Source organism: Moraxella bovis (assembly GCF_025985205.1).
In the GTDB taxonomy this organism is placed as follows: Bacteria; Pseudomonadota; Gammaproteobacteria; order Pseudomonadales; family Moraxellaceae; genus Moraxella; species Moraxella bovis.
In genome coordinates, this window is record NZ_CP087840.1 from 2,386,553 (window position 1) to 2,402,356 (window position 15,804).

The following is a 15,804-nucleotide window of genomic DNA, read 5'->3' on the forward strand; positions in this document are numbered from 1 at the left end:
TTGGAGCGAATGGTTATTGATTATTGGCAAACTGTCTAAATGGGCGTTTTTGCCCTATTTTGGCTTGGGTGTGGGTGTTTGGTGCTTTTTATGGCGGATAGGCGTTTATGAATGTTTATAAACGCCTTTTTGGAGTTATTTAAGCTTGCTTTGTTGGTTTGCAACAACATTGGAGGCAAAGACTGCGACAATAATGGTTTTTAGGTGGTCTAATTGAGAGGAATTAAGCCAATGACATCCATTATCAAATCCCAACCAACTACAACCATTTTCGGACGGTGTCAGCCAATGCCAAATTAACACAGCGGACATGACAACAAAAAAGAACCAAAAAACCCAAAATGTACCAATAAAAGCGTAAGAAAAATGGTTTTTCCAACGCTCAGAGCGGTGATGTTCGTTTTTTCTGGCTTGTGCCTCTAAATCCCCTTGTTCAATAGACCGCTGTTCTGCTATGGCATTTTCAAGCGAGACAAAGTTGTGATTAATGCTTGGTGTGGGAATATCCGAATTGGCAATATCATCAATGGATGGTGGACTGATTATTTGAGTGTTGTTGCTCATAGGTTGCCACCAACTGATTATAAAGTTGTTTGTAATGTTTATGAATGGTATGATTTGGAATAACATCACCCCAAGAGTGAGGGTTGAATATTTCCGACCACGGTGTATTGTTTTGGTGTGTCAGCATAGACAATTGAATGCCGTCAAAATGCCCATATTTTTTATACACAAAATTAACCACCTTTTGCTGGTCATCATCTAGTTGATTGTTATTCAAAATATTGCCAATACCAAGCCAAGGATAGCTAATATCTTGGGTTATTTCTGTATTGCCATATTTTTTAATGGTTTGATACAATTCAGGGATAACAGGTCCATATTTCCACGCCTCAATTGTATCATCAATCAAAGGTTTGTTAAAAAAACCATAAGACCAGCCGTGAGCAATATAGACGAGCTTTAAAATTTGCATAGGAGTAAGATACTTGCCGTCCTGCTTTGCAAGGCGGATAAATTGGTTGGCAACAGCAATAGAACTAACCATTATTAACCTCCTTAAATGTAAAAAAAATCCTCTCGTGCATAATAACTTATTATACACGAGAGCGAAAAAAAATGAAACACTATTGCACATAGTGAAATGCTATTTTTTGTAACAAAGTAAAAACCCTTAAACCGCCCTAAAATTCCCCCTAACAAAAATCCCCTATCATTGGCGTTAATATTCCAAAAGGGATAAGTCCAATGAAAAAAATCCATATCTTTAAAACAGGTACACATACCGACAGCAATGGCGTGTCGGTGAGCTTTACCGAAACCGACTTACAAAACTCTATCAACGCCTATAACCCTGCCATTCATCAAGCCCCTATTGTTATCGGACACCCCAAAACCGATGCCCCTGCCTTTGGCTGGGTCAAATCTTTAACGGCTGACAATGGCAATCTGTACGCCATACCAGAACAAATCCAACACGACTTTGGCGAGCAGGTCAAACAAGGGCTTTTTAAAAAAGTCTCAGCTTCTTTTTATCCGCCCAATTCCCCAACCAATCCAGTCAAAGGCGTGTATTACCTACGCCATATTGGGTTTTTGGGAGCAGAACCACCAGCCATTAAAGGCTTAGAGCCGATTGAATTTAACGAAAATGACAAGGCGGTGGAGCTGACCTTTGATTTTAGTGAAAGTCCAAGCGACACAGCCGACACGCCCGAAAAGACTTTATTTAACAAGGTGGTGTCCGCTCTTGGCTCGCTTTTGTTTAATGAACAACCGCCAAGCGAACCAGCCACACCGCCAAATCCAAACCCAAATCCAACTTCAACCCCACAAAAGGAAAACGCAATGACAACCCCTAATCCAACCCCACCAATCAACCAAGCCCCAGCACCTGCTCAGGCTACGCCCCCTGCCACGCCTGACCCACGAGATGCCGAAATTGCCAATCTGAAAGCTCAAATCGCCCAAAAAGAGCAGTTTGAGGCACAAGCCAAAATCAAGGCAGATGAGCAAGCAAACAACGACTTTGCCGAAAGTCTTGTCAAAGACGGCAAACTTGTGCCAGCCAACAAAGAGATGGTTGTGGCGGTACTAAATGCCATTGACACCGCCAACCGTACCACCCCTTTAAACTTTGGCGAAGGCGATGCAGCAAAACCCCTAAACCAAGTTTTCAAAGACGGTCTAAATGCAGGGCTGATGGCGGGCAAGTCTTATTTGTTTAGCGAAACGGCAAGCAAGGGCAGTCAGCCTACCCATACCACCCAAAAGTACGACCACAATCTACCGCACAGCGTGCAGGTGGACTCGGATAGTATGGCAAAACACCAAGAAATCCTAGCCTACTGCGAAGCTCACAAAGTGGACTACACCACCGCTGTAATGGCAATCGGTTAAATTTATTGATAAGGAAAAATTTATGAAAACCCAAGCAATTAGCCTTCTGACCTTATCCGTCCTACTCGCCCAAGACACTCTAAAAGGTGCGTGGGTAACGGCAACAGGGGAAACCCCAAGCGGACAAGCCCCCTTACTTGGCGTAACCGACACAGACGGCAAACAGGGGCAAATGGTGTCTGTAACCGCCATTGGCACAGCCAGTATGAATTTAAAAGACATTGCCACAAGCCCTGTTAAGCAAGGCGATGTAGTTGTCTACGATGGGACAATGATGGTTGTCCCCCAAAGCCAACTGGCAAGCTACGAAGGCAAAGTGGTGGGCGTGGTGCTGTATGACGCACACCAAGACAGCCACGCTGAAATTTTAATCCGTTGATTTTAACCTTTTGATTTTTAGGGAAAAGTTATGTCTAAAATCGTTGTAGACCAAGTCTTAACCAATGTTGTGCAGGGCTATCAAATCCCTGAAAGTGTCGGTCATTTGTTATTTCCCCGAGTAACCGTTACCAAGTCGGGCGGTAAAGTGGTGATGTTTACCGACAAAGATGGTCGCAACCCGCCAAGCGAGCTGACCGCAGGGCGTATTCGTATTGGTTACAAATTTACGCCCATTTTCCCAATGGAGCGGATTACCTTTGAGCGAGAAGTAACAGGCGAGTTTTTGTTAAATTTAAAATCGGTTAATTTAGGGGGTCTGTAAATGTCAATCACAGTTCATAAAATCACACAGGGCAATGCCTATCTAAACGGCGTAAATCTGCTTGGCAAGGTGGAGAGCGTGGACAATCCCGACATTAAATTTATCTTTGATGAGTTCAAAGCAATGGGAATGGTAGGCAAGGTAGAACTACCCACCACAGGCATTGACAAAATGGAAGGTAAGATGAAGTTTAACTCCATCTATCCTGATACCGCCAAACTGTTATCGCCCTTTAAATCCAATCAGCTACAAATCCGCTCCAATGTGCAAGTACACGGCAATCACGGCGTGATTAGTAATGTGCCACTCGTTACTTTTATGACGGTAACTTTTAAGAATATGCCGACTGGTAAATTTGAACAGCACAAATCGGTGGACGGCGAGTATGATTTTACTTGTACTTATTTTAAGCAAGTGTATGACGGCTATGAAATTGTAGAGATTGACGCACTTGCTAACATTGTCAAAATCAATGGCGAAGATGTGCTAAAAGAATATCGTGAAAATATTGGTATGTAAGCATTAAACCGCCCTAAAATTCCAATCTTAACAAACCCCTTAAAATTACCCTTAACATTTTTCAACCGTTAAGGGTAATTTTATGTCTAAGCCAATTTCTCAAAACGCTAACACCATCAAACTTGAAACGCCTTTTACCACCGATGCAGGCGTGCCGATTGAACAAGTAACCGTCAAACCATTGGTGGTGCGTCAAATGAAAACCGCCCAAAAACAAGGCGGTGGCGATGATGCTGAAACCGAAACCATTATGATTGCAATGAGCTGTGATTTGGTGGTGGAAGACCTAGACAAGAGGTTCCTTGCTGACTATATGGCGGTGCGTGAGCGATTTCAAGCACTCAATTTCAATCGTACCAATGGACAGCTGGACGAAACTGCAATCGCTACTCGCTAAGTGGTTTCATATCCAGCCTTCTGAAATGGAAGCGATGACGGTGGACGAGTTTTTGGCGTGGGTGGATGAAGCCAATGCCCAAATAGATAGGCAAAATAAGGCGATGACAAATGGCTGATATGAATTTATTTGTACGCATTGGGGCAATGGTGGACGGCAGTCTGTCTCGAGCCTTAAATGGGGTCAATAATGATTTAAATCGCCTTGACCGTACCGCCCAAGCTCTCACCGCAAGACAACAAAGACTGGGCGACATTATGGCTCGGTCTTTGTCTCGTCCACACGCTGACATTGGCAGATTGCAACAACAATATCAACGCACCACCAACGCTATTAACCAAGTTATCCAAGCCCAAGAACGCCTAAATCGTTCCATTGCTCGTGGGCAACAAATTGGACAACTCCAAGACACCAGCAAAAGCAATTTTACCAACAGCGTTGGTTCATTGACGGCTTTTGCTGTGCCTGTGGGGAATGCCATTCTGCAAGCGGTTAAATTCCAAGACCGCATTATTGACCTATCCATTACCGCCGAATGGACAGCCAAAGAACAGGCTCGGATTGGCGACACCGTGCGAGCCACCGCCCTACAATACAATCAAACCCTAGATGACATTGGCACAGAATTAAACACCCTTGTCGCTGGGGGCATCTCGTCCGCCAAAGAAATTGAAAATTACACACCCAAACTGACCCAAACGGCGACCGCTTGGCGTGCATCCTTTGAGGATTTGGGAAATACCACCGTTGCATTAAGAAATAACTTAGGCATAGGCGATGCAGGTTGGGACAGGGCAATGAATATGCTCGGTTACGCTGGTAAGGCAGGTCAGTTTGAAGTCAAAGATATGGCAAAATGGCTACCTAGCCTTACGCCTTATTATCAAGCATTGGGCGTGCAAGGCGAGCAAGCGGTTGCTGAGATTGGAGCAAGTTTGCAGATTGCCCGAAAAGGGGCTGGCACTTCGGACGAGGCAGCCAACAATATGCGAAACTTTCTGTCCAAGCTGACTGCCCCCGACACAATGAAAGACTTTGAGAAGGCGGGCATTGATTTACAAAAATCAATGCAAAACTTGGTTGCAAATGGTATGACCCCAATACAAGCGATGTTCTCCACCATTGAGCAATATGTTAGCACAAAGTCGCCTAAGGCTCTTGCTGAGTTTACCAAAGCAATGTCCATCAAAGATGACAAAGAACGACAAATGGCGGTGGATAGGCTCAACGAAACCTACAAATTAGGCGAGCTGTTCCAAGACCAACAAGCGATGAGCTTTATTCGCCCGATGATGGGCAATAAAGATGAGTTTGAACGCATTAAACAAGGCTCGCTAAATTCTGCTAACAGCAACGGCATTGGCAAAGACTACGATAAGCGAATGGGGTCGTCCGCCGAACAGCTCAAATCTTTTAAAATCCACATTACCGACCTTGCGGTAACGATTGGCAATGCCCTGCTTCCTGCGGTCAATCAAACCCTAACCAGTATTAAACCAATGATAACCGCCTTTGGCAATTGGGCAAAACAAAATCCACAACTGGTTGCCAGCGTAAGACAAGCGGTTGATGTGGGTAATGGCGATTTTACCAAAATCAATGACCTAACCCAAACAGCAAGCCTATTATTTGGTGAGCTAAAAAAGAACGCCATTATCGGCACGCTACCACCCACCACCATTTCTGCTCATCAAGGCAATGTGGGGACGGTGCTAGACACATTAAATGGTGGCAAATCCGTCCTTGCCACACTCGCCAAACAGCGAATTTTAAGAAAGGTAGGTTAATAATGACAACCACCACTCAATACCTGCAACACCTTGCCACCGAAGGCGACCGCTGGGACACACTTGCCCATCAATATTATGCAGACGCTACCGATTATGAACGCATTATTGCCAGTAACCGCCATTTGCCGATTGAGGCGACTTTGTCGGCTGGGCAAATTGTTTTTATTCCTATTATTGTCAAAGATACCAATGCCCACGCCGTTCCTGCGTGGTTGAGAGATGATGAATAAAGAGAAACAAAACAAATGATTAAAACACCTGCCTTTACCCTGCTTTATAATAACAAATCCGCCACCGCCGACATTGCCAAAGACCTAATAGAAGCGGTGTTTACCGACCATTTGACAGGTGAAGCGGACGAGCTGGACATTACCCTTGCTGACCCGGTAACGCCCAGAAGTTGTAATGCCAAACACTTTGACCCACCTGTCAAAGGCGAACAAGTGGCAATCCTTTTGACCGATGATGGCGAGACGGCAATTTGTCTAGGCTCGGTGTTTAGTGATGTGGACAACGCTCCAGCAGACCGCCACCAATTCGCCAAAGTCTTTGATGACGGCACAGCGATTACTTATGACAATGACAGCCACACCTTGACCGTAAATGCCACAGGTACAATCAACATCATTTGCCAAAATGCCAACATTACTGCTGACAAAACCACGATTGACGGAGCGGTAGAAATTAACGGCGACACGACCATTAATGGCACGGCAACCATTAGCAAAGATGCCATCATTGGAGGTAGGTCGTTTAAAACCCATAAGCACGGCGGTGTGCGTGGCGGTAATGGTTCTACCACGCCACCAATCTAAGCCCAAAATACCTTAAACCGCCATAAAATCAAGAAACCCACAAACCTTTTATGATAGCGTTATGAATATCAGCACCGAAACCAGCCCAATTTCCACCGCAAGCCATTGGCAACCGTCCTTAGATGATGACGGCATTGTGATTGGCTTTGCCGATGTGGAGCAAGCCATTGCCATTATCTTGTCCACGCCAAAAGGGAGCGTGCCACACCGTCCAGAATTTGGCTGTGAAGGCTTGGGGCTTTTGGACGGACAATTTTCCAAAGTCGCTCCGCTGTTTATTGCTTACGCCACCGATGCGATTTTGGCAAATGAGCCACGAGTGCAATCGGTCAAAATCCGTGCCAAGCAATATGACGAAACAAGAGTATTTGCAGGGGTGGTGTTTAATATCCAATGGACACCGATTGATAGCCTTGTGCCACAAAATATGACTTATAAGGTTTAGTGATTTAAGGAAAAAAGCAATGATAACTCGCCCCATTTTAGACAAACCGCATTTTATAGACCGTGATGTGGGTGCCATCACAAGCGAGATTATTGCCTTGTATGAACAACTGGGCAACAAAAAACTCTACCCAGCCCAAGCTGACCGCCTGTTTATTGATGTGATTGCCTACCGTGAAATGCTTATTCGCACCCAAATTCAACTGGCGTGCGAGCAGAACCTTTTGGCATTTGCCAGTGGGGTAATGTTAGATTATTTGGGCGACTTTTTTGGCGTGGTGCGTCTTGATGATGAAACGGATGAACAGCTGAGACAACGCATTCGCCTAGCCCCTGAAAGCTACGCCACCACAGGCTCACGCCAAGCCTACATTTACCACGCCTTGTCTGCTGACAGCCGAATCATTGATGCGGATGCTTTGCGTGGCGGTAATGGCGACATCTATATTCATATCTTGACCGCTGACGGTGTGGTGTCTGATGAGCTTATTCAAAAGGTGCTTGACAATACCAGCGATGAGAAAAAACGCCCCTTGTCCGACCGTGTGTTTGTGGCAGGGGCAAAGGCAAAAGACTTTCGCCTTGTGTTGGAAGTCTCGCCTTTGTCTTTGGCTGTGCCTGACAAAGTTTTGGCGGATAGCAAGGTGCGAGCCGAAAACTATACCAAAACCCTGCGAGCCAAACTGGGGCGAGATGTCGTCCCAAGTCAAATCATTGATGCAGTGTCCAGCACCGACATCTGGCAAGTCAAGGTTATAGAGCCAGCCGAGCCTATTATTTTACAAGCCTTTGAATGGGCAAACTGTACTGACATTCAAATTCAAATGGGGACAATTCAAAATGGCTAACTCTCATTTAAACGGCTTGGTTACTGATAGCGTGTTGCCAAGCCCTTTGCAAAATCAAAGGTTTTTGGTGCTTGAAAGTTTGTTAAAACGCTTGGATAGCTTACCGCCTTTTGCCTTAATAATGCTGATTGATATTACCCCAAAGTCCGCTTTGACCGCTTTTGCCGACCAGTTTAGTTTGTTTGGGGACGGCTGGGAGTTTGCCCATTCTGATGACGAACAGCGAGAGCTTATCAAGGGGACAATTCAAATCCACCGCCATAAAGGCACGCCGTGGGCTATCAAACGCACCCTTGCTTTGCTGGGGTTTGGCGATTGTGAATTGGAAGAACGCTTTGGCTATTATACACACGACCGCACCATAAGCCACGACCGTACAAGGCACTATGGCTATGGCGGACATTGGACATATTACAGGCTGATTATGCAAAAGCCCATTAGTAAAGCTGATGCCGAAAACATTCGGGCGTTACTTGCTGATGTCGCTCCCTTGCGGTGTAAATTGGCTTCTATTCATCTTAAAAATCTTAAACACGACCGCACCATCAATCACAATGGGGCTGTCCGCTACAACGGAGTAATCGCACAATGGCACTAATCAAAGAAACCGATGAATGGGTAGAAAATATTTACCTAATTGAACCTAACGACCCCGTAGAAGGGGGCGAAGATGGCGTAGATAACCGACCACATATTGAGCTTGCCAATCGTACGGCATTTTTGAACAAAAAACGCCAAGAGCAAGAACAAAAAACCCAAGAAATTGACGAAAAATCAATGGCTTAACCACCAAAGTGGACGAGATACAAGTCACCATTCAAAATGGCGGTAACAACCAATCATCGGGCGACCTTGACGAAAAGCTAGACCAAGAAATCAAAGACCGCACAGATGGCAATGCCGAATTACAAAAACAGATTGATGCGTTAAAAGAGCAGGTTGCAGAGATTGTTAAAAATAGCGGTCAAACTAATGGCGGTGCAAAAACGCCTGTTACTGCTTTTGACATTAACTTATCAACCCATTATTCTGACAATGATACACCAAAAGCATGGGGAATGAGTGTGTCAGCACAGACAACCTTTGGTGGTTTTGTGCCTGTCGTTGATGGCACTCGTTCATTGGGAGCTTATTATAATGCCACTGTTACTATCCCTGATTGGGTAACAGACAGCTCACAAGTTGTCATAACCATTACAAACAAAATTATAAATGATGCTGAAAATTACATCACACTAGATATTCCTAATCACAGAATTAACATTAGACAAGCCCCAAAAGGTTTTCCACCAAATGAAACTGCACACCCAGCAGGGCGAGTGAATGTAACTTTTTATAGATAAAAACAGGGCAATGGCTTTCTGCTGGAACAGTCAGTCATTCCCCATTGATAGCCAGCGTTAAACCACCTATCGCAAGAGTACGCCCTGTCTGCTTGTACAAGCAGGGCATATCATACCACATTATGAAGTATTATTGCACTAGGTAAAATATGAAACCCCTAAACTGTCAAAACTGCAAGCGAGTTTTATTGGAAATTGATGTTTTTAACCAGCTTGCCATAAAATGTCGCCGTTGCAGTCATTTTAATCATTTTGAGCGTGCCTTGCGTACCAATTTAGCAGACCTTGCGTCTCACAACCTGTTAAATATGGAGAAACCCAATGGCACAGCCAACCCCACAAATCAACCCCAAAGCCCCAGCCAAAAACGGCTTTAACTACAAGCCCAAATTTGGCTTAATCATCCAATGCGATGACGAACCCCACCAACAAGCCATCTTTGAACACCTTAAACAACTAGGCTACAAAGCTAAGGTGGTGGTTGTATGATTGTTAATATCCATCACACTTGCACCGACTTTGACAGCTACCGAGCACAGCGGGTCAAATCCTTGTTTAATGTAGAAACTGGGGCAGATGTCAAAATCACAGCCGACCTACCCATAGAGCCTGAACATTGGCAAGATGAAAACGGGCAAGGCGACTGGCAACTTGGTGTGATTGTCGGTCGCTCTGGCACGGGCAAAACGAGCATTGGCAAACAAATCTGGGCAGACACGCCCATTTATAAGCCCACTTGGCAAGCCGACAAACCCATCATAGACCAAATTGCCGTAGGCGACAGCATAGACAAAGCCACCGCTTGTTTGTCAGCCGTTGGACTTGGCACAGTCCCTGCGTGGCTTAGACCCTTTCAGGTGTTAAACAATGGCGAGCAGTTTCGTGCCAATCTTGCAAAAGCCCTTGCTGATGAACCAAACCGACTCATCATTGATGAATTTAGTAGCGTGGTAGATAGGCAAATTGCCTGTATTGGTGCGTCCGCCTTTGCCAAAGCGTGGAAACGCACCAAAGGCAAACAAGCCATTCTTTTGACCTGTCATTATGATGTGCTTAATTGGTTAGAGCCTGACTGGGTATATAACACCGACACGGGCGAATTTACTGTCAATCATCGGAGGTCTCTTTGGCAACGCCCACCCATTGCCTTTGACATCTACCAAACCAACTGGCGATTTTGGGAGCTTTTTGAGCCACATCATTATTTAAAAATGCCCAAAATGATTGCATCCACCAACTATGTGGCGGTGGTTAATGGCGAATTGGTGGCTCATTTGGCGGTTAGTACAACGCCTGGTCTTATAGAAGCCCGTGCTTGCCGATTGGTGGTAATGCCCGAATGGCAAGGGGCTGGCATTGGAATGCGGTTTTTAAATGCTATATGTCAAATGTGGCTTGAGGGTAACAACCGCTACAACAAGCCCTTGCGAACCATTTTTCACACCAGCCACCCAAACCTTGCACAGGCATTAAGGCGTGATAAGAAATGGACGCAGATTAGTGCCAAACTACACGGCGACAACAAAATGCGAAGTTTTCAAACCCTATCCAAAGCAAGTGGCAAGAGTGCTGGTAGTGGCTATGGCGGACATTTTAGAGCGGTGCAGGGTTTTAGATATTTGGGGGAGAATTTTAATGACGAATAAGACTTTATCTGTTATGATAGTCGGGCAAAAATGGCTTGCTGAAAGGCTTTTGGCGTGGTGTTTAACCCAGCCAGCGATTAAAGTGGTTGCTGTATCGCCCCCAAAAAATACAGACCGTTTGGCAAGATTGGCAACCACTCACCAAATCCCCATTGCTGTCCACGACAAAACCCTAACCGCCGACCAAGTGCCGACTGGGGTGGATACCCACGCTTATTGTTTTGTGGAAAAACGAGCAAGAGACAAGGCAAGGCTTGGAGCGGTTGGCCGCCACCCAAGTCTGTTACCTAAATATAAAGGCAAAAACGCCGTCAAACTCGCATTTGATAATGGCGACAAGATTGTGGGCGGTTCACTCTATCAGCTTGACGATGGTTGGGACACAGGGCAGGTGCTGGCTCAAAAGTCGGTAATGGTTGATGATGCCGACACATTGACGAGCCTGTGGCAAAACAAGTTAGCACCGATTGGGGTGGAGTTGTTTAGGGGGTATTTGGACGGGTTGCTTAACAACCCATAAATGCAATACTATTTTGCAATATGCAATAAAAAAGCGTGGTAATTATCACGCTTTTTTTGGGAAAATTTTACGCTCGGCATCACAAAAAACAGCACAACCGAAATTGTGCTGTTTTTTGTTGCCTTATTAATGAATTAGAACTTGCTGGTGAAGCTCACACCCACTTGGGAAGCATCTGAATCGCCACTACCTGTGTAGCTGTAGTTTAGACCCACTTGGCTGTTTGGTGTCACATTATAGTTAGCACCAACCTTGGCTGACCATTTGGTTTTGTCAGTATCCCAAGTGCCATACTGTACATCTGTCGCTGTACCAACATAGCGAGTGTCTAGGTTGGTGTCACGGCTAACAGCGTGAGCAACTTGCACACCACCAGTAAGCTGTAGAGCAGGTGTTGCTTGGAACACCATATCAGCACCCACACCTACCTGAGTTTGTTTTGCTTCGATGTCGTCAACAACGTTAAGACCGTCATTGAAGCTACCATCGTTTTTGTACTGCTGATGGTTAACAAAGGCATAAGGTTGTACACTCACGCCCGATGCAGTATCAATGTTTGTACCCGCTTGGATACCAGCACCATATAGCTTACCATTGTACTCAACTTTGTTAGAGTTTTCACCACGGTTCGCTTCTGTATCAACTTTGGCACCTTTTACCCAACCTGATAGATAGGCATCACCCAACTTCTTAGAAGCACCAACAGTCAAGCCAATGCTGTCAGTTTTGGTTTTGTTGCCAATACCATAAACAGATTCTTCCAAGTCAAGTTTACTTACATCAAGTTGTGCACCAACACTAATGTCGGCTGCAGTTTGAGTGCTTGCACCAACACTAATGTTGTTGCCTTTACGTGCACTTGTAGCATGCTCTAGTTCTACATCATAATCATGGTGACTGATATTACCCCAAACACCTCTTGGGGCGCTAACACGCTTACCAAATTCGGTTGCATGGTTAGCACTGTCTTCTACTGCGTTTAATGCACTGTCAGCATAGAAAGTTGGGTCAAGCTTGTATAGCTCACGGTTGGTGCTTACTGTAGAAAGTTTAGATTCTGCACCAGAATTCATGTTTTCAAAACCAGTGAATACACGGTTAGCAAATTGCTTCTCATCACTGGTCAGTGAACCTTGTGTTTCTTGTTTTTTATCTAAATCATTAAGTACTTTGTCTAGGTTTTGTGCAACACGGCTACCACTGTCATTCATGCTGATGCCATAAACAACATTGCCTGCACTTAGACGTTTGGCAGTTACTTGCACGTCATTGTTCGTGCGTGAACCACCTACCACTCTGCCATTTCTGTCTACTTCTGGCGTATATTCAACATTTGTTACTTCAAATAATGGGTTGCTTGAACGATAATTGTCAAATTGACCTTCAAGACCACGCTTAGCACGAAGTACAGTGCTACGGCTACCTGATTTGCTGATGATACCATCTTTGGTCTCACCAGTTAGATTTAGTGTACCACCTAGTTTGGCCTTACCGTCCACGGTAAGCATGTTGCCAAATTGAGCTTTTAGACCAGCATCCACGCCACGTTGAGTGTTGATGTTGTAGTCACCTCTGATGTTTAGGTTACCTTCGTTGTTAACCCAACCACCTGTTTGACGAACATTAGCTACATTACCATAACCTGTTAGTTCACCACCTTTAACAACCATGGTTGAACCACCGTTGTTACCATTTACTTCTAGTGAACCACCCTCGATGACAGAGTCGCCTTTATAGCTATTATTACCAGTAAAGACAAGTTTACCTTCACCTTTTTTGGTAAAGCCTTTATCACCTTTTAGGTCATTGTAGAATACAGATAAAGGCGTGCCTTTAGTGTCTAATTCCACATTATCCCAATAGAAACCACCATAACCTTTAGCGGCCGCTTCTGGATCTAACAAACCCCAACCATCTTCCCATGTAATGTTCTTGCCGTTATGATTAGCGACAATTCGACGGTTTTCCCAATTGACATTGCCAGGAACATAGAAATTACCCTGATTGTCAGTGTAATAAGAGCCGTAATAACCAGATGGCAATCTACTAACCTTTCTTAGTCCTTGGTAGCCATTAGGTGAATTGGCAGTAATCTCTGAGAAATCCTTGGCAGTACCCAAAATGGTTTGAGAGATATTTTCATTTTTCATCCAAGGATAAGCAGATTGCACGAGCACTGCCGTGCCGGACACACGAGCGGTTGCAGGTGATGTACCCTTATAGCTACTCAGTCTGCCATCGTTGGCGTAATTTTGGGTAGATGATGTTGCGGATACACACCATTCGGCAGTTCGACCACAATGATTCGCTTTACCAAAATCTTCTCTAGGCGAGGAGACAGTAATGAAACCTTTTTTGAAGTTGCTGTTCATGAGCGGTGCTAGGTTTTCATCATGAGCATCGTTCAAGCCTTCGTTACCTGTTGCTTTAATGATAAGCGAGTCACGATTCATAATAAGATCATGAATGACAGGCAAAGTCACTTCAGCATTGGTAATACTGGTTCTGTAAGGATTTGGATTAATCTGTCCTGTAGTAGGATTGTAATTTAGGCGCTGAGCATCGTAGTACCATTGGTCAGTGTTGTTAGAACCCCAAGAGTTGTTAAAAATCTTGACACCATGGTCTTGGTTCAGCTTACGCATCATCAAGAAATGGTTGCCACCATTTGAACGTCGATCAATACTGTCACTGCCGTAAATTTTGGCGTTGGTCATGCCGTTGTTACCAGCGATGACAGCCGCCATTTGGTTGCCATGACTACCACTAGCAGAGGTTGTTGGGATTTCAACAATGCCTGAATCATTTTCTGGCGTATAGCAGGTGGAACGTCCAGCAGAAACACACTCAATCTGTGTATCATGCACATTTGCACCAACCAAGTCTCGGTTGAAGCGGTTAATGCCTGTATCAATCACACCTACTTTGGCTTGACGTGTATCAATGGTGTTCTTTAGGTTGTCAAGACGCTCGGCATAACCATCTTCGGTTGTGCCATAAAATTTAGATGTCAAATTAGAATTATTTGACGTATCCATGACACTATAACCTGTACGTGTGCCAGCACTTGGTGCAGGTTGGTTGCGTTTTAGATTGGCTTGAACGCGTCTTGTGTAATCAGGCTGTCTCACCTCTGATGGCGATACTGGAGCAATATAGCTACCTGATATACCGCCACTAATTGGTGCCGGTATTGGCACAGGCGTTGGAGCCGGAATCGGGGCTGGGGTCGGACGAACGAGTTCAGGAGCCGGTCTCACAGGGCTTGGCACTGGAGTTGGAGTTGGTCTAAAACGTTTAAGGAAATCTAAATAGTAATCGTAGAAAGAGTATTTAGAACTATTGTACTGTGAATCAACAATCATTGGAGCTGAGTTGGCATAACTTACCGTACTACTAGCACTAATTACCAGCATGCAAGCCATACTTAAAGGCTTAACATAGAACCCTCTCTTGGCAGGTTGAGTTTGTAATGACATATTACACCTCTTTGCGTTTATCATTGTCACTAAGTTTATCATTGCCATCAATCATCCATAACAAGTTATTATAGACAATTTATGCAATGCCCAACAACATAGCAATCATTTACCATGTTGCAATATTGATACCCTTAAAGTATCAATTCGGTGAAACTTATTTACACAAGTTTTGGCAATTTTAATCAAAAATAAACTTAATGTCTAGATTAAGCAATTGCAGTATTATTGTATTTTCAAAAATAAGATTGTAATTGCTTGATTTATATTATTTATTTTTTTAGATAAACAAATGTTTATTATTTACAAATATTAACAGTTTAGTTAATATAGAAATAATGTATTATTTTTATGGCAATATTACGAATAAATAAGAAATATTAAATAGAGTATATATGTTCATTAATTATTGATCATCGAAACAAACACAAGTTTTTGTTTAAAATAAAAACCTTATTATCGCCACGTTTTTGCCACAACCAAGCAACATGCCAAGCAGTAGCAATAAAATATTCGGTAAATATAAGATATTTATAATATTTATACACTGATATGATTTCTTCAAAATACTCATTAATTATTAAGAAAAAATTAATAAAGAATCAATAAAAATGATAGATTCATCATACGGTACATTTGTTTATTTTTAATTACTTTGCAAGTCATTTTTATTGTATTGCCATATTATTGGATACAAAACAAATGTAAACATTATTGTAAGGATTAAAATATAGAATTAAAGCAAAATTTTAACGTTCACTCAAGTTAAGCGACAGATGATTTTTCAGCGTAAAAACTTGTCTGATAGAAAATTCACAGCCTACGTTTTCCTGCTTTTTAAATAGTCATTTTTTATTGACAACATCAAAGACGTACGCCACATAGGAAAAATAATCATTT

Annotated in this window: 21 protein-coding genes; 18 read left to right on the top strand and 3 right to left on the bottom strand. The window is 43.7% G+C overall.

Annotation, left to right across the window (positions count from 1 at the left end):
• Nucleotides 1-135: 135 nt before the first annotated feature.
• The gene (locus tag LP107_RS12155; protein WP_112742668.1) at nucleotides 136-564 is read right to left on the bottom strand and encodes a hypothetical protein; all 429 of its coding nucleotides are present in this window, start codon (nucleotides 562-564) and stop codon (nucleotides 136-138) included.
• The gene (locus LP107_RS12160; RefSeq protein WP_112742669.1) at nucleotides 524-1,048 is read right to left on the bottom strand and encodes a Panacea domain-containing protein; all 525 of its coding nucleotides are present in this window, start codon (nucleotides 1,046-1,048) and stop codon (nucleotides 524-526) included. The genes LP107_RS12155 and LP107_RS12160 overlap by 41 nt, the downstream gene beginning before the upstream one ends.
• Before the next feature lie 200 nt (nucleotides 1,049-1,248).
• On the opposite strand from LP107_RS12160, the gene LP107_RS12165 reads away from it, so the two are divergent.
• The 18 genes from LP107_RS12165 to LP107_RS12245 all read left to right on the top strand — a co-directional run bounded on the left by LP107_RS12165 (nucleotide 1,249) and on the right by LP107_RS12245 (nucleotide 11,425).
• Complete coding sequence (locus tag LP107_RS12165) at nucleotides 1,249-2,400, top strand: hypothetical protein (RefSeq protein WP_112742670.1); 1,152 nt, start codon at nucleotides 1,249-1,251, stop codon at nucleotides 2,398-2,400.
• Between the two features lie 22 nt (nucleotides 2,401-2,422).
• Nucleotides 2,423-2,779 (top strand): capsid cement protein, encoded by a 357-nt coding sequence (locus LP107_RS12170; protein WP_112742671.1) that lies wholly within the window; start codon nucleotides 2,423-2,425, stop codon nucleotides 2,777-2,779.
• A 30-nt stretch (nucleotides 2,780-2,809) separates the two neighbouring features.
• Nucleotides 2,810-3,103, top strand: coding sequence for a hypothetical protein (locus LP107_RS12175; protein ID WP_112742672.1), 294 nt, complete (start codon nucleotides 2,810-2,812; stop codon nucleotides 3,101-3,103).
• Nucleotides 3,104-3,622 carry a phage major tail tube protein gene (locus LP107_RS12180; protein WP_078274827.1) on the top strand — a complete coding sequence of 173 codons (519 nt, stop codon included), beginning with the start codon at nucleotides 3,104-3,106 and terminating at the stop codon, nucleotides 3,620-3,622.
• A gap of 82 nt (nucleotides 3,623-3,704) precedes the next feature.
• Entirely contained in the window at nucleotides 3,705-4,019 is a 315-nt protein-coding gene (locus LP107_RS12185) for a phage tail assembly protein (protein ID WP_078274828.1), read from the top strand.
• Nucleotides 4,020-4,044: 25 nt separating this feature from the next.
• Nucleotides 4,045-4,137, top strand: coding sequence for a hypothetical protein (locus tag LP107_RS12190; protein ID WP_208624053.1), 93 nt, complete (start codon nucleotides 4,045-4,047; stop codon nucleotides 4,135-4,137).
• Entirely contained in the window at nucleotides 4,130-5,806 is a 1,677-nt protein-coding gene (locus LP107_RS12195) for a phage tail tape measure protein (RefSeq protein WP_264676079.1), read from the top strand. Before LP107_RS12190 ends, LP107_RS12195 begins: the two co-directional genes overlap by 8 nt.
• Nucleotides 5,807-5,808: 2 nt before the next feature.
• Nucleotides 5,809-6,039 (top strand): tail protein X, encoded by a 231-nt coding sequence (locus tag LP107_RS12200; protein ID WP_112742675.1) that lies wholly within the window; start codon nucleotides 5,809-5,811, stop codon nucleotides 6,037-6,039.
• 15 nt (nucleotides 6,040-6,054) lie between these two features.
• A complete protein-coding gene (locus LP107_RS12205; RefSeq protein WP_112742676.1) occupies nucleotides 6,055-6,624 on the top strand; it encodes a phage baseplate assembly protein V in 570 nt (189 codons plus the stop codon).
• 61 nt (nucleotides 6,625-6,685) lie between these two features.
• Entirely contained in the window at nucleotides 6,686-7,069 is a 384-nt protein-coding gene (locus LP107_RS12210; protein WP_078274835.1) for a GPW/gp25 family protein, read from the top strand.
• A 19-nt stretch (nucleotides 7,070-7,088) separates the two neighbouring features.
• The gene (locus LP107_RS12215; protein ID WP_078274836.1) at nucleotides 7,089-7,916 is read left to right on the top strand and encodes a baseplate assembly protein; all 828 of its coding nucleotides are present in this window, start codon (nucleotides 7,089-7,091) and stop codon (nucleotides 7,914-7,916) included.
• Nucleotides 7,909-8,514, top strand: coding sequence for a phage tail protein (locus LP107_RS12220; RefSeq protein WP_078274837.1), 606 nt, complete (start codon nucleotides 7,909-7,911; stop codon nucleotides 8,512-8,514). The genes LP107_RS12215 and LP107_RS12220 overlap by 8 nt, the downstream gene beginning before the upstream one ends.
• A complete protein-coding gene (locus LP107_RS12225; protein ID WP_078274838.1) occupies nucleotides 8,505-8,702 on the top strand; it encodes a hypothetical protein in 198 nt (65 codons plus the stop codon). The genes LP107_RS12220 and LP107_RS12225 overlap by 10 nt, the downstream gene beginning before the upstream one ends.
• Nucleotides 8,703-8,710: 8 nt before the next feature.
• Nucleotides 8,711-9,259 carry a hypothetical protein gene (locus tag LP107_RS12230; RefSeq protein WP_078274839.1) on the top strand — a complete coding sequence of 183 codons (549 nt, stop codon included), beginning with the start codon at nucleotides 8,711-8,713 and terminating at the stop codon, nucleotides 9,257-9,259.
• A 149-nt stretch (nucleotides 9,260-9,408) separates the two neighbouring features.
• On the top strand, nucleotides 9,409-9,636 hold the full coding sequence (locus LP107_RS14515; protein ID WP_078274840.1) for a Com family DNA-binding transcriptional regulator: 228 nt from the start codon (nucleotides 9,409-9,411) through the stop codon (nucleotides 9,634-9,636).
• Nucleotides 9,581-9,748, top strand: a complete 168-nt coding sequence (locus LP107_RS12235; RefSeq protein ID WP_162860443.1) for a hypothetical protein — start codon at nucleotides 9,581-9,583, stop codon at nucleotides 9,746-9,748. Before LP107_RS14515 ends, LP107_RS12235 begins: the two co-directional genes overlap by 56 nt.
• Nucleotides 9,745-10,905 carry a GNAT family N-acetyltransferase gene (locus LP107_RS12240; RefSeq protein ID WP_078274841.1) on the top strand — a complete coding sequence of 387 codons (1,161 nt, stop codon included), beginning with the start codon at nucleotides 9,745-9,747 and terminating at the stop codon, nucleotides 10,903-10,905. Before LP107_RS12235 ends, LP107_RS12240 begins: the two co-directional genes overlap by 4 nt.
• Complete coding sequence (locus LP107_RS12245; protein WP_112742677.1) at nucleotides 10,895-11,425, top strand: formyltransferase family protein; 531 nt, start codon at nucleotides 10,895-10,897, stop codon at nucleotides 11,423-11,425. Before LP107_RS12240 ends, LP107_RS12245 begins: the two co-directional genes overlap by 11 nt.
• A gap of 134 nt (nucleotides 11,426-11,559) precedes the next feature.
• On the opposite strand, the gene LP107_RS12250 is transcribed toward LP107_RS12245, so the two are convergent.
• The gene (locus LP107_RS12250; protein ID WP_162860444.1) at nucleotides 11,560-14,685 is read right to left on the bottom strand and encodes a S8 family serine peptidase; all 3,126 of its coding nucleotides are present in this window, start codon (nucleotides 14,683-14,685) and stop codon (nucleotides 11,560-11,562) included.
• Nucleotides 14,686-15,804: the final 1,119 nt, after the last annotated feature.

Excerpts from the sequence above, each read along its gene's own strand:
- LP107_RS12155 (WP_112742668.1), bottom strand. The coding sequence starts at position 564 with ATGAGCAACAACACTCAAATAATCAGTCCACCATCCATTGATGATATT.
- LP107_RS12160 (WP_112742669.1), bottom strand. The coding sequence starts at position 1,048 with ATGGTTAGTTCTATTGCTGTTGCCAACCAATTTATCCGCCTTGCAAAG.
- LP107_RS12165 (WP_112742670.1), top strand. The coding sequence starts at position 1,249 with ATGAAAAAAATCCATATCTTTAAAACAGGTACACATACCGACAGCAAT.
- LP107_RS12170 (WP_112742671.1), top strand. The coding sequence starts at position 2,423 with ATGAAAACCCAAGCAATTAGCCTTCTGACCTTATCCGTCCTACTCGCC.
- LP107_RS12175 (WP_112742672.1), top strand. The coding sequence starts at position 2,810 with ATGTCTAAAATCGTTGTAGACCAAGTCTTAACCAATGTTGTGCAGGGC.
- LP107_RS12180 (WP_078274827.1), top strand. The coding sequence starts at position 3,104 with ATGTCAATCACAGTTCATAAAATCACACAGGGCAATGCCTATCTAAAC.
- LP107_RS12185 (WP_078274828.1), top strand. The coding sequence starts at position 3,705 with ATGTCTAAGCCAATTTCTCAAAACGCTAACACCATCAAACTTGAAACG.
- LP107_RS12190 (WP_208624053.1), top strand. The coding sequence starts at position 4,045 with ATGGAAGCGATGACGGTGGACGAGTTTTTGGCGTGGGTGGATGAAGCC.
- LP107_RS12195 (WP_264676079.1), top strand. The coding sequence starts at position 4,130 with ATGGCTGATATGAATTTATTTGTACGCATTGGGGCAATGGTGGACGGC.
- LP107_RS12200 (WP_112742675.1), top strand. The coding sequence starts at position 5,809 with ATGACAACCACCACTCAATACCTGCAACACCTTGCCACCGAAGGCGAC.
- LP107_RS12205 (WP_112742676.1), top strand. The coding sequence starts at position 6,055 with ATGATTAAAACACCTGCCTTTACCCTGCTTTATAATAACAAATCCGCC.
- LP107_RS12210 (WP_078274835.1), top strand. The coding sequence starts at position 6,686 with ATGAATATCAGCACCGAAACCAGCCCAATTTCCACCGCAAGCCATTGG.
- LP107_RS12215 (WP_078274836.1), top strand. The coding sequence starts at position 7,089 with ATGATAACTCGCCCCATTTTAGACAAACCGCATTTTATAGACCGTGAT.
- LP107_RS12220 (WP_078274837.1), top strand. The coding sequence starts at position 7,909 with ATGGCTAACTCTCATTTAAACGGCTTGGTTACTGATAGCGTGTTGCCA.
- LP107_RS12225 (WP_078274838.1), top strand. The coding sequence starts at position 8,505 with ATGGCACTAATCAAAGAAACCGATGAATGGGTAGAAAATATTTACCTA.
- LP107_RS14515 (WP_078274840.1), top strand. The coding sequence starts at position 9,409 with ATGAAACCCCTAAACTGTCAAAACTGCAAGCGAGTTTTATTGGAAATT.
- LP107_RS12235 (WP_162860443.1), top strand. The coding sequence starts at position 9,581 with ATGGCACAGCCAACCCCACAAATCAACCCCAAAGCCCCAGCCAAAAAC.
- LP107_RS12240 (WP_078274841.1), top strand. The coding sequence starts at position 9,745 with ATGATTGTTAATATCCATCACACTTGCACCGACTTTGACAGCTACCGA.
- LP107_RS12245 (WP_112742677.1), top strand. The coding sequence starts at position 10,895 with ATGACGAATAAGACTTTATCTGTTATGATAGTCGGGCAAAAATGGCTT.